Source organism: Miniimonas sp. S16 (assembly GCF_057748195.1).
The window spans coordinates 2,884,133-2,899,258 of sequence record NZ_CM173242.1; the positions used below are offsets into that span (position 1 = coordinate 2,884,133).

Annotated in this window: 9 protein-coding genes and 1 pseudogene; 3 read left to right on the forward strand and 7 right to left on the reverse strand. The window is 73.2% G+C overall.

Going from position 1 to position 15,126, the window contains the following annotated elements:
* Positions 1-28 precede the first annotated feature (28 nt).
* Positions 29-1,753: pseudogene (aceB, locus tag AC3AQ1_RS12655) on the reverse strand (malate synthase A).
* Positions 1,754-1,839: 86 nt separating this feature from the next.
* Positions 1,840-3,165, reverse strand: a complete 1,326-nt coding sequence (aceA, locus tag AC3AQ1_RS12660) for an isocitrate lyase (protein WP_108719275.1) — start codon at positions 3,163-3,165, stop codon at positions 1,840-1,842.
* Between the two features lie 226 nt (positions 3,166-3,391).
* Here aceA and AC3AQ1_RS12665 point away from each other — a divergent pair, with 226 nt between their 5' ends.
* Positions 3,392-4,981: a helix-turn-helix transcriptional regulator gene (locus tag AC3AQ1_RS12665; protein ID WP_108719276.1), complete on the forward strand. Its 1,590-nt coding sequence runs from the start codon at positions 3,392-3,394 to the stop codon at positions 4,979-4,981.
* Positions 4,982-4,991: 10 nt separating this feature from the next.
* On the opposite strand, the gene AC3AQ1_RS12670 is transcribed toward AC3AQ1_RS12665, so the two are convergent.
* The 5 genes from AC3AQ1_RS12670 to AC3AQ1_RS12690 all read right to left on the reverse strand — a co-directional run bounded on the left by AC3AQ1_RS12670 (position 4,992) and on the right by AC3AQ1_RS12690 (position 11,319).
* A complete protein-coding gene (locus tag AC3AQ1_RS12670; RefSeq protein ID WP_108720201.1) occupies positions 4,992-5,657 on the reverse strand; it encodes a response regulator in 666 nt (221 codons plus the stop codon).
* Positions 5,658-5,734: 77 nt separating this feature from the next.
* The gene (locus AC3AQ1_RS12675) at positions 5,735-7,144 is read right to left on the reverse strand and encodes a sensor histidine kinase (protein WP_234417501.1); all 1,410 of its coding nucleotides are present in this window, start codon (positions 7,142-7,144) and stop codon (positions 5,735-5,737) included.
* Positions 7,145-7,277: 133 nt separating this feature from the next.
* Positions 7,278-8,234, reverse strand: a complete 957-nt coding sequence (locus AC3AQ1_RS12680) for a C1 family peptidase (protein WP_108719277.1) — start codon at positions 8,232-8,234, stop codon at positions 7,278-7,280.
* A 1,682-nt stretch (positions 8,235-9,916) separates the two neighbouring features.
* Positions 9,917-10,867, reverse strand: coding sequence for an integrase core domain-containing protein (locus tag AC3AQ1_RS12685; protein ID WP_108719279.1), 951 nt, complete (start codon positions 10,865-10,867; stop codon positions 9,917-9,919).
* A complete protein-coding gene (locus AC3AQ1_RS12690; protein WP_234417502.1) occupies positions 10,864-11,319 on the reverse strand; it encodes a transposase in 456 nt (151 codons plus the stop codon). The genes AC3AQ1_RS12685 and AC3AQ1_RS12690 overlap by 4 nt, the downstream gene beginning before the upstream one ends.
* 240 nt (positions 11,320-11,559) lie before the next feature.
* On the opposite strand from AC3AQ1_RS12690, the gene AC3AQ1_RS12695 reads away from it, so the two are divergent.
* Together AC3AQ1_RS12695 and pcrA are read left to right on the forward strand one after the other, a co-directional pair.
* On the forward strand, positions 11,560-12,174 hold the full coding sequence (locus tag AC3AQ1_RS12695) for an HNH endonuclease signature motif containing protein (RefSeq protein ID WP_370445284.1): 615 nt from the start codon (positions 11,560-11,562) through the stop codon (positions 12,172-12,174).
* 292 nt (positions 12,175-12,466) lie between these two features.
* Complete coding sequence (gene pcrA, locus AC3AQ1_RS12700) at positions 12,467-15,112, forward strand: DNA helicase PcrA (RefSeq protein ID WP_108719280.1); 2,646 nt, start codon at positions 12,467-12,469, stop codon at positions 15,110-15,112.
* Positions 15,113-15,126: the final 14 nt, after the last annotated feature.

A 15,126-nucleotide genomic window follows, 5' to 3' on the forward strand; every position in this document is an offset into this window, starting at 1 on the left:
GGTGCAGCGCGTGCGTGAACGCGCCGGCTCAGGCGAGGTAGCGCGAGTACGCCGGCAGCGTGAGGAAGGACGGGAAGTCCTCCGCGTGGACGAGCTCGCGCATCAGCCGCGCGGCGTCGTCCAGGCGGTCGCCGTCGGTGCGCGGCAGAGCGGCGAGCACGTCGTCGAGCACCGCGTCCAGGTGCGCGTCGTCGACCAGGGTGCCCTCCGCCGTCGTGCACCCCTGGGTGCGCCACTGCCACAGCTGGGAGCGGGAGATCTCGGCGGTGGCCGCGTCCTCCATCAGCCCGTCGATGGCGACGGCGCCCAGCCCGCCCAGCCAGGCGGCCAGGTAGCGCAGCGCGACCGAGGTGTTCGCCCGCACGCCCGCGTCCGTGATGGCGCCGGGGCAGTCGAGGGAGAGCAGGTCGCTCGCGCCCACGTGGACGTCGGGGCGCTGCCGGTCCAGCTGGTTGGGCCGGTCGCCGAGCACCGCGTCGAGCTCGGCGCGCGCCGTCTCGATGAGGTCCGGGTGCGCCACCCAGGTGCCGTCGAAGCCGTCGCCGGCCTCGCGCCGCTTGTCCGCGGCGACGGCGGCCAGTGCGCGGGCGGTCGCCTCGGGGTCGCGCCGGTTGGGGATGAAGGCGCTCATGCCGCCGATCGCCATCGCGCCGCGCTTGTGGCACGTCTGCACGAGCAGCTCGGTGTAGGCCCGCATGAAGGGCACGGTCATGGTGAGGGCGGACCGGTCGGGCAGGATCCACCGGCCACCGCGGTCGCGGAAGGTCTTGATGATGGAGAACAGGTAGTCCCAGCGCCCCGCGTTGAGCCCCGAGCAGTGCTCGCGCAGCTCGTAGAGGATCTCCTCCATGCAGAACGCGGCATGGATCGTCTCGATGAGCACCGTGGCGCGGATCGTGCCGCGTGGCAGCCCGAGCTCCTCCTGCGCGAGGACGAAGACGTCGTTCCACAGCCGCGCCTCGGCCGGGGACTCGAGCTTGGGCAGGTAGAAGTACGGTCCGCGGCCGGCGTCGACGAGAGCGCGGGCGTTGTGGAAGGCGTACAGGCCGAAGTCGACGAGCGAGCCCGAGGCCGGGCGGCGCACGCCGTCCGCGTCGAGGTGGACGAGGTGCTTCTCGACCAGGTGCCAGCCGCGGGGCCGCATGACGATCGTGGGCGTCTGCTCCGCCGGCACGGTGACGCGGTACTCCTTGCCCTCGGGCTAGGTGTACTCGAGGTCGCCCCGCAGGAAGTCGCGCAGCGTGAGCTGACCCTCGACGACGCCCGACCACGTGGGGCTGGTCGCGTCCTCCTGGTCCGCGAGCCAGACCTTCGCGCCGGAGTTGAGGGCGTTGATGGCCATCTTCCGGTCGGTCGGGCCCGTGATCTCCACGCGGCGGTCCCCCAGGCCGGGCGCGGGCGGCGCGACGCGCCACGTCGGGTCCGTGCGGATGTGCTCGGTGGCGGGGTCGAAGTGCGGGTTGGCGCCGCCGGCGATCTTGGCGCGCCGGGCCTGCCGGGCGCCGAGCACCTCGCACCGGCGGTAGGCGAACCGCGCGTGCAGCAGGGCGAGGAAGTCCAGCGCCGCCGGGGTGAGGATCTCCTCGTAGCGCTCGCCGAGCTCGCCGGCGATCTCGATCCGGTCGCGGTAGGTGTCCGCGTCCGGCGGGGTGAGGCCCTCGCACTCCGGCGGGACGGCGCGGGTCGTCGGGCTTGCCGTCGGGCGGGTTGCCGACGCAGGGCCGGGGCCCGAGCGGGTCATCGTCGTGGTCATGGTGGGTGTCCTTCGCGGTGTGGTGGCAGTGGTGGCGGAGGTGGCAAAGGTGGCAGGAGTGTCGGGGAGGAGATGTCCCGTGCGGGTCAGTGCTGGAACTGCTCCTCCTCGGTCGAGCCGACGAGCGCGAGCGTGGCGCTGGCGGGGTTGAGCGCCGTCGCGATCGCGTCGAAGTAGCCCGTGCCGACCTCGCGCTGGTGGCGCGTGGCCGTGTAGCCGAAGGGCTCGGAGGCGAACTCGGCCTCCTGCAGGTCGACGTACGCCGACATCTGGCGGTCCCGGTAGCCGCGGGCGAGCTCGAACATCGAGTGGTTGAGCGCGTGGAAGCCCGCGAGGGTGATGAACTGGAACGCGTAGCCCATCGCGGCGAGCTCGCGCTGGAACCGCGCGATCGTCGCGTCGTCCAGGTGCGCGCGCCAGTTGAACGACGGCGAGCAGTTGTACGCCATCTGCTTGCCCGGGAAGCGGGCCTGGATGGCCTCGGCGAACTGGCGCGCGGCGTCGAGGTCGGGCGTTCCGGTCTCGACCCAGATGAGGTCGGCGTACTCGGCGTAGGCGAGCCCGCGCGCGATCACCGGCTCCAGCCCGTTGCGCACCTTGTAGAAGCCCTCGGCCGTGCGCTCGCCCGTGACGAAGGGCGCGTCGCGCTCGTCGTGGTCGGACGTGATCAGGGTCGCGGCGAGCGCGTCGGTGCGAGCGATGACGATGGTTGGCACGCCGGCGACGTCGGCCGCGAGGCGCGCCGCGTTCAGCGTGCGCACGTGCTGCGACGTCGGCACGAGGACCTTGCCGCCCATGTGACCGCACTTCTTCTCGCTCGCGAGCTGGTCCTCGAAGTGCACGCCCGCGGCGCCCGCCTCGATCATCTGGTGCATGAGCTCGTAGGCGTTCAGCGGGCCGCCGAAGCCGGCCTCGGCGTCGGCGACGATCGGCGCCATCCAGTCGGCGACGTCGCCGTCGGTGCCCTCGATCTGGCCGGCCCGCAGCAGCGCGTTGTTGATCCGGCGCACGACGGCGGGCACCGAGTTCGCGGGGTACAGGGACTGGTCGGGGTAGGTCTGGCCGGACAGGTTGGCATCGGCGGCGACCTGCCAGCCGGAGAGGTAGATCGCCTGCAGGCCGGCCCGGACCTGCTGCACCGCCTGGTTGCCGGTGAGCGCGCCGAGCGCGGCCGTCCAGGTCGGCTCGGCCATGGGGGAGGCCGCCTGGCCGGAGTTGCGGCGCAGCTGCCGCCAGAGCCGTTCGGCGCCGCGGCGCGCCAGCGTGCGCTCCTCGCGGACCGGCCCGCGCAGGTCGACGACGTCCTGCGCGGTGTAGTCGCGGCGGATGCCCTCCCAGCGGGCGTCGGCGCGCCACTCCAGCTCGAGCTCGGCCGCGGTCTGGGACTGGTCGCCGGGGTGGTTCGTGCTCATGGCTCCTCCTTCATCGGTGGGAGCTCCAGCCTCGAGCGTGTGACGCCTGTCACGCCCGGGGTGCGGTGGGGAAGGTTCGACGTGGTTCTCGCGAGACAAAGAAGCGTGGTCCTGCTCGGCCCTCCGTCGCACCCGACGGCGAAGCGCGCCTCGAGGCGGTCGGGCGGCGGGAAGAATCGTGGTTCTTCGGCTGGACGGGAACCGAGGCCCGTGTGATCCTCGAGTCATGGTCACCGTGGACCGCAGGATCGCGAGAGTTTCCCCGCCGCAGACGGCGACGACAGCCGCGCCGGCACGCACCGGCTCGGGCCGCCCGCCCGCCGCCACCAACCCCCGGGCGGGCCTGCCGCGTCCGCTGCCCTCGCCGTCGGCCACCGATCCCGACGACGTCGACGCCCTCACGATCGGCGCTCGGATCCGGGACCGGCGCACCCGCGCCGGTCTCACGCTGAGCCAGCTCGCGGAGGCGGTCGACCGCGCGCCGTCGCAGCTGTCCGCGATCGAGAACGGACACCGCGAGCCCAAGCTCTCGATGCTCCGGTCCATCGCGCAGGCGCTCGGCACCACGGTCGACGACCTCATGAAGCCCCAGGCCCCCAACGCCCGGGCGCGCCTGGAGATCGAGGTCGAGCGCGCGCAGCGCGGCGGCGTGTTCGCGGCGCTCGGGGTGCGGCCGTTCCGCGTGGGCAAGGGCACGAGCGACGAGGTGCTGCGCGCGATGCTCGCCCTGCACCGCGAGATCGTGCACCTGCACTCCGAGCGCGCGGCGACGCCCGAGGAGGCGCGCCGCGCGAACGCCGTGCTGCGCGCGGAGATGCGCGAGCGGGGCAACTACTTCGCCGACCTCGAGCGCGTGGCGGGCGAGCTGCTCGACGCCGTGGGGCACACCGGAGGACCCGTCTCGCACCAGCTCGTCGCGGACATCGCCCACCACCTCGGCTACTCGCTGCACTACGTGAGCGACCTGCCGCACTCCACCCGGTCGGTGACCGACCGCGAGCACGGGCGGATCTACCTGCCGACCGAGAACTCGCCGGCGCGCGACTCGCGCTCGCCGATCCTGCAGGCGCTCGCGAGCCGGATCCTCGAGCACGCCGAGCCGGCCGACTACCCGGAGTTCCTGCGCCAGCGCATCCAGACGAACTACCTCACGGCCGCGATCCTGCTGCCGGAGACGGTCACGGTGCGGTACCTCACGGAGGCCAAGGCGGCGCGGCGCATCTCGATGGAGGAGCTGCGCGACCACTTCGCCGTGTCGTACGAGACCGCCGCGCACCGGTTCACCAACCTCGCGACCTCGCACCTGGGCATCCCGGTGCACTTCATGAAGGTCCACGAGTCCGGCACGATCATCAAGGCGTACGAGAACGACGCCGTCCGGTTCCCCTCGGACGCGCTCGGCGCGATCGAGGGCACCACGGTGTGCCGGTTCTGGACGGCGCGCACGGTGTTCGACGTCGACGACCGGTACAGCCCCTGGTACCAGTACACCGACACCCCGACCGGCACCTACTGGTGCACCTCGCGGGTGGAGAAGGCCAAGGAGGGGGAGTACTCGGTCTCGGTCGGGGTGCCGTTCGACCAGGTCAAGTGGTTCCGCGGCCGTGAGACGCCGCACCGGACGAAGTCGCGCTGCCCGGACGAGGCGTGCTGCCGCCGCCCGCCCGAGCAGCTCGAGCGCCGCTGGCGCGACGCGGCCTGGCCCTCGGCGCGCACGCCGACGAGCCTGCTCGCGGCGCTGCCGACCGGGTCGTTCCCGGGCGTCGACACGACCGAGGTGTACCAGTTCCTCGAGGCGCACGCGCCGCGGGAGTGAGCGGCTCGGGTCAGTCGGCGAGGCCGGCGCGGAACGCGTAGGCCACGGCCTGGACGCGGTCGCGCAGCCCGAGCTTGGCGAGCAGGTTCGACACGTGTGTCTTGACCGTCGCGCGGCCCACCACGAGCTCGGCGGCGATCTCCTCGTTCGACAGCCCGCGCGCCACGAGGCGCAGCACCTCGAGCTCGCGCTCGGTGAGCGGGACGACCAGCGCCTGCGGGCTCAGCGCGGACGGCAGCGCGGACGACGGCGAGCCGACCTCCCGAGGTGCGCTCGCCGTCGTGCGCTCGGCCGCGACCGCGCGCTCGATCACCGCGCGCGTGACCTCCGGGGACAGCAGCGCCTCGCCCGCCGCGACCGCGCGGATGCCGTCGGCGAGCTGCTCCGGCCGGGAGTTCTTGAGCAGGAAGCCGCTCGCCCCGGCCCGAAGGGCCGCGAGCAGGTAGTCCTCACGCTCGAAGGTGGTCAGGACGAGGATGCGGGCGTCGACGTCGGGGTCGGCGACGAGTCGTCGGGTCGCCTCGAGCCCGCCCATGCCGGGCATCTCCACGTCCATGCAGACGACGTCGGGGCGGGTGCGGCGCACCACCGCGAGGGCCTCCTCGCCGGTGCCGGCCTGCCCCACGACGTCGAGGTCGCCCTGCGCCTGCAGGATCGTGCGGATGCCCTCGCGCATGAGCGCGTGGTCGTCGACGAGGACCACGGTGACGCGATCGCGGGGGGTGGGCTCGCCGTCGTGCGTCGCGGCGGTGGTCACGGCCGGCTCCCCTCGAGCGGGACGCGGGCGCGCACGACGTAGCCCGAGCCCGAGCGCGGCTCGGCGAGGAGCTCGCCGCGCATGCTGGCGACGCGTTCGCGCATGCCGCGCTGGCCGAGCCCGCCGCCGGCGGGCGGGGGACCGGGGCGGCCGCGGCCGTCGTCGCTGACCTCGAGCTCGACCGCGCCGGGCAGGTAGCGCACCGCGATCCGCGTCGTGGTGCCGGGGCCGGCGTGCTTGGCGACGTTCGTGAGCGACTCCTGCGCGATGCGGAAGAGGTTGAGACCGACGAGCGGCGGCAGCGGGCGTGGCTCGCCGACCTCGGTCACGGACACGTGCAGGCCGGCGGCCTCGGCGTCGGCGACGAGCGGGGCGAGGTCGGCCAGGGAGAGGGAGGCGGAGGCGGAGTCGCCCGCGGCGTCGTGCTCGGCCTCCTCGTCCCGCAGGGTCCCGAGCAGCTGGTAGAGCTCGGCGACGGCAGAGCGCGCGGAGTCCTCGAGTGCCGTGAGCTGGTCTCTGGAGGCCTGCGTCGACTGCGCCGGGGCGTCGCGGGGGAGCAGGGCACGCGCCGCCGCAGCCTGGACGCCCATGAGGGAGACGTGGTGCGCGACGGCGTCGTGCAGCTCGCGCGCGATCCGGAGCCGTTCGATCGTGACGGCCTGACGGGCCGCGCGGGCCTGGGCCTGCGCGAGCTGCTCGGTGCGGTGCTCGATGAGGGCGCGCTGCCGCGCGGAGCTCCACGCGGTGTTGCCGAACCACCACGCGCCGGCGAAGTACAGGACGTTGATGAGCACCTGCTGGAGCCAGAACGCCGCGGTCGGAGTCAGCGCGCCGAGGGCGCTGCCGGGCAGGCCGAGGTCCACGTCCTGGGTCGTGGCCCGGAAGAACGAGAGGAACAACCACACGGCCATGACGGCGACGATGCCGCCGCGCGTCCAGGTGGCGCGCCGGCGGTCCGGCTCCCACGCGCCCACGGTGTAGAGCGCGCAGAACAGCGCGACGTTGAGGATGAGGGTCTCCGGGACGGAGAGCTCGCCCGCCGCGATGAACACCGCCGCGACGGCGACCGCGACGGCGCTCGGCCACCGGCGGCGCACCGCGAGCGGCGCGATCGCTGCCAGCACGAGGGGGGCCGCGAGCGCGAGCGGTGCGGCGTCCTGCCCGTACAGCCCGTACGTGCGGGTGAGCAGGAGCGAGAGGATCCCGACGGCGCACAGCAGGCCCGCGGCGAGGGCGTCGCTGTGGCGCTCCTCGGGCGACGCGGGCGGACGGCGCCACGCCGCTGACTCCGGGTCGGCGGCGGGTGGGGGATCGGTCGCGGGACGCGGGCGTGCGGGCGGCGGGGTCGGGGCCGGGCTGCGCACGTCAGGCCCCGCCTGCGCGGCGTGGGCGTCGACGGTGGGCACGAGCCCAACCTAGCCAGCCGACGGCGGGCGGGACCTCCCCCGCGCGGCGGAGGCCGGGGCGGCCGCGCGGGGGAGGAGACGGACGCACCGCGGAGGTGAGTGGCTTCGCGATGGCGGGCTCGCCGTCGTGCGGCTAGGAGAGCTTCGCGCCGTAGCTCTCGGGGTAGAACGCCGCCTCGAGGTAGGCCGGGGTGACGTAGGCGAAGCCGTGCGCGCCCCAGCCGGTGCCCCAGGAGTTGCGCACGACGAACGTGCCGTCCTTGCGGTACCCGACGATGCACACCGCGTGCCCGCCGTAGATGTGGGAGCCGGCGTAGGCGTCGAGCTTGCCGCGGGCGCCCAGGCGCATCCAGTTCTCGTCCACGGAGAGCCCGGCGAGGATCGGGCCGTTCTGGTGCAGCCAGTCCTTCCACTTCTCCAGGTCGCGGTCGAGGTTGACGTAGCTGACCCGGCGCTGCGCCGCGGCCGCGTAGAACGCGTTCTCCTGACCGAGGTACATGGTCGTGGCGATGGCGAAGGGGAGATCGGTCTCGAGCGCGAAGCCGAACTTGCGCGCCACGTCCATCGCGGACTTGAGCGAGGTGCCCGAGCCCTCGACGAAGGACGTCGGACGGGAGTCGAACTCGTCCGTCTCCTTCGAGGACATCCAGATGAACCGGGGCGAGAGGCGCTGGTCGGAGGCGAGGCGTCCGCCGGTGACCATGAGGTAGCGCCCGACGCCGTCCGCCGTGGCCCAGCCGACGCACGAGCCGGTGGAGCCCTGGTCGCCGACGGTCCACCAGTCCTGGCGCAGATCGACGGCGTCGGGGCGGCGGACGGCGGTGAGGAGGCCGGCCTCGAGCGCGTCGTCGGCGCTCCAGTCGGTCTCGGTGCCGGTGGACGGGACCACGTTGAGGATGCGCGGGACGCCGCCGGGGTGGACCCGCTCGAGGTCGGTGGCCTTGACCGTCGTGTCGGGCTTCGTGAGCCTCGTGGCCTTGCCTGCCTTGTGGGGCTTGGTGGTCGTCGCGGTGGTGGCGGTGGCCGCCTTGGCCGCCTTGGCCGCCGAGGTGCGCGTCCGGGTGGTGCGCGCGGGTGCGGTGGTGCTCATGGGTGCTCCTTCGCTGCTGTCTCCGGCGCGGGGCGGTGCTCGCGGCGCGTCCGTCGTGGATGAGGAGCACCGTGGGGGGTGGGTGATACGCGCCGGGTGCGTGGTCCTCGGGGAGCGCCGGGGCGCACGACGGCGAACCTTCGTGGGCGGTCCTGGTGCGTCGCGAGGCGGTTCGGTGCGCGACGGGTTGCGAGTGATCTCGCTCCGGCCCCCAGCATGTGGCGCGACGCAGGCGTCGCCCGGGTCGGGTCGGTCCTCCACCCCGGCCACTGGTCCGGTCCCGACCGCGTCACGGGGCGGCCCTCTACCCCGACGACTCGTCCGGTCCCTATCGCGTCAACGGGCCGTAGGCCAGGCGTTCAGCTCTGTCCACTCGGGAGCGTTCCATCGCGTCACATCCGTGGCACGTCATGCAGGGAGGACAGCGGCGCGGCGTCCCGCACCCCGGCAGCTAGCGGCGGTCGGTTGTCCCCAGGCCGGTGGTGTGTCGCCGTGTCCTCAGGCGCACGTTGGGGGGTGCGTTTGTCGGTGTTCGGATTTACTCTCGGTACACGCGTTCGATTTGCGTGGGGTTGGCTGACGAGGGGGTGAGCGGGGTGGCGGCAGAGCCGGTTGGTGCTGGTCGTGGGCCGCGCCGTTCGCCCGCGCGGGCGTCCGCGGGGGCGTCGATGTCGATGTCGATGTCGATGGTTGTGGCGCCGGACGGTGGGCGGCCCACCGCAGTGTCGGCGTCGTCGCTCGTGCCGAGGCTGGCGAGTGCGCCTCGGCCCTCTCTCGCGCCGGAGTCGTCCGAAGTCCGGCGTGCCTCGGGTGTTCCGCAGACGCTCCCGCAGTCGTCGGTGGCGTCTGCGTCGCTGGTGTCGCCGTCGCCGTCGCCGTCGTCTGCGCTGCCGTTGCCCGCGTCGTCGGCGTTCGGTGCCGCGTCGGGTGCGCCGGGTGTGTCGGGGTTGGTGGAGTGTGTGTCGCGGTTGCGGGTGGTGGTGGGTGAGGTCGTCGCCGCGGCTGGTGTGGCGCGTGCGGCTGCGGCGGCTGATCCGGGTGTCGGCGCTGCAGCGGTGGGTGCGGCGGCTGTGGAGGTTCTCGGGGTGCTGGATGAGGTCGCCACGGTCCTGGGGGTGGCGCGGGCTGAGGTGGCGGGGGTGGTGCGGTCCTCGGGGTCGTGGCGGCGGACTCCGGCGGGTCGTCGGGTGGGGGACTTCACGCGGTGGCGGGCGGAGGCCTCCCGTCAGGGTGTGGGGGTGGCTCGGGGTGAGGAGCAGGCCGGGGAGATTCTGGAGCTGCTGCCCCGGTTGCGGGACGCCGCGGGGCGGGGTGAGGTGACCGAGGGTCATATCCAGGTCGTTGCGACCGTCCTGGCCGGGGTCGACCCTTCGACGCGGGAGCGCCTTGCGGGGCGTGAGGTGGAGATCGTGGCACGGGCCAAGAGTGTGGCGGTGCCGGTGCTGCGGCGGGAGCTGCAGGGTCAGGCCGCCGCCCTGGAGGCGGAGAAGACCGACGCGTCCTATGAGGCTGCGCGCAAGGCGCGGTTCCTCCGCCTCACCGCGCGGGGAGAGGTCGTGCGGGTGGAGGGGGCGTTGGATGTGTTGTCGGCGGCGACGCTGCGCACCGCGCTGGACGCCGTGACCCCGGTGCCGGCGGACGGGGATGAGCGCAACCCGGATCAGCGTCGCGCGTGTCCCGCGTCAAGTAGTTGGCAGGGTTTGTTCTCTTTCGAAGTTGGGGATGGTCGGGTCGGCCAGGCCCAGGTGCACCTCCATTGGCCGGTTCCAGGCGATCGCCTCGTGGGGCCGCTCGGTGTTGTACTCGAGCCGGTAGTCCTCGGCACGCTCGACCAGGGTGAGTGCGTCGGGGATCTCGTCGAGGAACAGCCTCTCGTACTTCAGCGTCCCGAACCCGCGTTCGCGTGACCCGTTCTGCCCGGGCGACTTCACTTTGGTGCGCACGTGTCGCAGCTCGGGGTGGCGCGTGATGAACAGCTCGAAGTTCAGTGACCGGAACGGGCCGCCGTTATCGGTGACGATCCTCACCACGGGCAGCAGGTCGCCCGTCTCCGGATCGACCTGACACTCCTGGAGGAGCGGGTGCCCGAACAGGCGCTCGTACTCGGCCAGGGCGAGCTCGATCGCCGCGATCGCATCGTGCTGGTTCGCGGTCGGTGACACGTGGAACGGGTGCTCGACCTTCGAGAACCAGTCCCGGCACCCCGCGATCCGCCACGTCCCACCGGTCGTGGTCTCGAACTCGCTGAAGTCCAGCTGCCAGACCTGGTTCGGGCCGGTCGGGTTCGTCGCGAACGCCGCCTTGCGGTTCCTCGCGAGCTCACGGCGCTGCTTCTGATACTCCGAGGGCAGGATCAGCCCGTCATCGCGCAGCAGCCGCAGCACGGTCGCTTGCGAGACCTCGTGACCGTCGTGGCGGGTCAGCGCCCAGATCTTCCGGTGACCCCACGCCGGCTTCGCCAAGGCGTGCTTCGTGACAAGTGGCCGGGCGGCGTCCCGGGCCGGCCGCGGCCACGGGCCCTTCGGCGGCCGCTCCTGCTTCGCCCTGGCCTGCCAACGGCGCCAGGTGCGTTCGGGCATGTCGATCAGCTGGCAGAACCTCGCGGTCGACATGCCCGCCTCGACGCGGATCACCTCGAGGTCCTCGAAGGGCCCAATCGGCCCTCCGCGCTCTTCTTCCAGACGCGGATCTCGACCGCCGCCTCACCGAGCGCCTGGGTCAGCTCCGCGACCTCCGCCTCCAGCTGCTCCTCACGGCTGGAAGGCCCGGACTTCCCCGCGACCAGAGCCGTCTTCCCGCCCTCGAGGAAGTCGAGCTTCCACCGCCCGATCGACTGCTCGGACACCTTCTCGCGCCTCGCGGCCTCCGCGATCGTAATCTCACCAGCAAGGACGCTCAGCACGATCCTCGTCTTCTTCTCCACCGGAATCTGGGGTGGTCTTCCCATGTCGGACCCTCCACTCAGGACACAACCAACAGCCCTGCCACAAAGTCTGACGCGCGACACGCGGACGCGCTCGTCCTGCTCGCCGACCGTGCCCTGGGCGTCGGGGTCGACAAGGCCGGCGCGCAGGTCCGACCCCACCTGAGCATCCTGGTCCGCCAGGACACCTGGCTCCTCCTGCACCGTCTGCGCCGCACCTACTCCTGCGCGGCGGGCGGTGAGGCTGCCGCAGCGGCATCACGGTCGGATGCCTTCGGCCGCTCCGGCGGTCCTGGCGCGACGACTGGCTCGGCGGGGTCGCGGTCGGCGGGGTCGGGGTCGGGGTTGTCGGTGGCCTACGAGCGGTCGGGGCTCGAACGTGAGCCGGTGTTGGCGGAGCTGATGGACGGGACCCTCGTGCCCTTCGCGGCGTTGGACGTGGTGGCGTGTGACGCGATGTGGCAGCGCGTCGTCCTGGACCCCGAGGGTGAACCACTGGGCGTGGGGCGCACGCAGCGCACCTACACGGGGGACCTGCGCCGCGCGGTGCTGGTGCGGGACCGGCACTGTCAGTGGCCCGGATGCGTGATGAGGGCGGCGTGGTGCGAGGTGCACCACGTCATCGAGTGGAACCAGGGTGGTGACACGAGCCTGGTGAACGCCGTGACGTTGTGTCGCGAGCATCACCACCGCCTCCACCGCGACCACACCACCATCACCCCCACCCGCGGCGGGTTCACCTTCACCACCGCCCAAGGTCAGCGCATCGGCACCACCACCCGTTTGGACGACGAGCTCCTCGTCCCGAAACGCCGACCCACCGGCGTGGGGAGAACTCCGCCCACCAACGGATCGAGCGACGACGGACCCGGCGGCGGACGAGGCGGTGGCAGCGGGTCCAGCGGTGGTGGCGCACGAGGTGGCGCAACTCCTGGCGGAGCCCCGCCCAGCGGCGGAACCGGCGGTGGCGCGGCTCCTGGCGGAGGACTGCCCGGGGGCAAGCCTGCCCTGTGGTGAGAGCGCGACCGACCGCATCGACGAAGGGGGTGGAGGTGGGCTCCTCGTCATCGGAGCGGCTGATGACGAGGGTCGTCTCAGCGGTCTCCCGGATGGTCGTCTGGCTGGTGCATGCCGCGAGCGGCGCCACGGGGCTGGTGCGTGCGGCGAGCGGCGGCGGTGCTGGGACTGTGCACGCGGCGAGCGGCGCCGCGGGTCTGGTGCGAGCGGCGAGCGGCACCGCTGAGCCTGTGCGCGCAGTGAGCGGCGGGGGAGCGCGGGTGTCGGCGGCGGCGCCTACCCTGGGACCGACATGACCACGCTCTTCGAGAACCTCCCCCTGCCCGGCGGACGCGGCGTGACCGCGCCGGGCGCCGCCCTGCCCGGCATCGTCCCCGCCGGCCGAGACGCCAGCCCTCCGGACGGGACCGAGGAGCACGCGGGCGAGCTGGCGGGCAGGCGCCCGGTGGCAAGCGCCCGCGAGGGTGAGCCTGCGCGCCCGGGTGATGCTCGCCGTCGTCCGTCTCCGGAGCACCTGGTCGAGGGGCTCAACCCCCAGCAGCGAGCCGCGGTGGAGCACCGGGGCGAGCCCCTGCTCATCGTCGCCGGCGCCGGCTCGGGCAAGACCCGCGTGCTGACCCACCGCATCGCGCACCTGCTCGCCACCCGCGAGGCGCGGCCCGGAGAGATCCTCGCCATCACGTTCACCAACAAGGCCGCTGCCGAGATGCGCGAGCGGGTCGAGCAGCTCGTGGGCCCCGCGGCGCGCACGATGTGGGTGTCGACCTTCCACTCCGCGTGCGTGCGCATCCTCCGGCGCGAGCACGCGGCGCTCGGGATGCGGTCGAGCTTCTCCATCTACGACGCCGCCGACTCCCAGCGCCTCATGCAGCTCGTCTGCCGCTCGCTCGACCTCGACCCGAAGAGGTATCCGCCGAAGGCATTCAGCCACAAGGTGTCCGACCTCAAGAACGAGCTCATCGACGCCGAGGACTTCGCGGCGACGGTGAGCGACTCCAACGCCTTCGACCAGGCGCTCGCCTCGGCCTACCGCTCCTACACGCAGCGCCTCCAGCAGGCGCACGCCCTCGACTTCGACGACCTCATCGGTCGGACCGTGCATCTGCTGCGTACCTTCCCCGCCATCCGCGAGAGCTACCGGCGACGCTTCCGCCACGTGCTCGTCGACGAGTACCAGGACACCAACCACGCGCAGTACGTGCTCGTGCGTGAGCTCGCCGGCGTGGCGAGCGAGGGCTGGGACGTGCGCGAGCGCGCCCAGGCGGACTGGGCCGCCGTGGACGAGACGAGCGAGCAGGGCGGCGCGCCCGGCGCGGCGCTCCCGCCCGCGCAGCTCACCGTCGTCGGCGACGCCGACCAGTCCATCTACGCCTTCCGCGGCGCGACCATCCGCAACATCCTCGAGTTCGAGGAGGACTACCCCGACGCCCGGACGATCCTGCTCGAGCAGAACTACCGCTCGACCCAGAACATCCTCAACGCCGCCAACGCGGTGATCGCGCGCAACAGCGGGCGGCGGGCGAAGAACCTGTGGACCGCGGAGGGCGCCGGCCCGCGCATCGTGGGGTACGTCGCGGACTCCGACCACGACGAGTCGCGGTTCGTCGCCGACGAGATCGACCGGCTCGGCGACTCCGACGGCGTCAAGCCCGGCGACGTCGCCGTCTTCTACCGCACGAACGCGCAGTCCCGGTCGCTCGAGGAGGTGCTGATCCGGGCTGGTATCCCCTACAAGGTGGTCGGCGGCACCCGCTTCTACGAGCGCCGCGAGGTCAAGGACGCGATCGCGTACCTGCACGCCGTCGCCAACCCGGACGACGCCGTCAACGTGCGCCGCATCCTCAACGTGCCGAAGCGCGGACTCGGTGACCGCACCGAGGGCCAGCTCGCCTGGTTCGCCGAGCGCGAGCGGATCTCCTTCGCCGCCGCGGTGGAGCGCCACGAGGAGGTCGGCCTGCCGACGCGGGCGGCGACGGCGGTCGCCGGCTTCGCGGAGCTGCTCGCCGGTCTGCGGGCGATGGTCGACGGCGGCAGCTCGCCTGCCGAGATCCTCGACGCCGCGCTCGACCGGTCCGGCTACCTCGCCGAGCTGCGGGCCTCCGACGACCCGCAGGACGCCTCGCGGGTGGAGAACCTCGCCGAGCTGCACGCGGTCGCGGCCGAGTTCCGCGACGCCGCCCCCGACGGGACGCTCGTGGACTTCCTCGAGCGGGTGTCGCTCGTCGCCGACGCGGACCAGATCCCGCTCGACGACGGCGGGCGCGGCGTGGTCACGCTCATGACGGTGCACACCGCGAAGGGCCTGGAGTTCCCGGTGGTGTTCGTCACCGGCCTGGAGGACGGCACCTTCCCGCACCAGCGCTCGCTCGCCGACCCCGAGGAGCTGAGCGAGGAGCGCCGCCTGGCGTACGTCGCGCTCACCCGCGCGCGGCAGAGGCTGTACCTCACGCGCGCGGCCGTGCGCACCTCCTTCGGCGTCCCGAACCAGCTGCCGGCGTCTCGGTTCATCGACGACATCCCGCGCGAGTCGCTCGAGTGGCGCCGGGAGGAGTCCGCCACCGAGGCCATGCGGCGCGGGTGGGCTGCCGGGCACGGAGGGCGCAGCCGGGGTGGCGACCACGACGGCGACGGCGACTTCGCCCCCGCGTTCGGGTCCGGTTCGCGCGGCGAGCGTGGTGGGACCGGACCCCGCACGCGTGCGGACGGCGGGGTGGGCGCCGGCACCGGCGGCGGGGCGCGCGGGGTGAGCGAACGCGGCGGCGCGGCCGCCGACGTGCCGAGTCTCGCCGTCGGGGACCGCGTCACGCACGACTCCTACGGGCTGGGCACCGTCGTCGCGCTCGAGGGCGCCGGTGCGAGCTCCGTGGCCAAGATCGACTTCGGCGGCGCCGGGACCAAGCGGCTGCTGCTGCGGTACTCACCGGTCACGCGGCTCTGACGCGGTACAGTCCA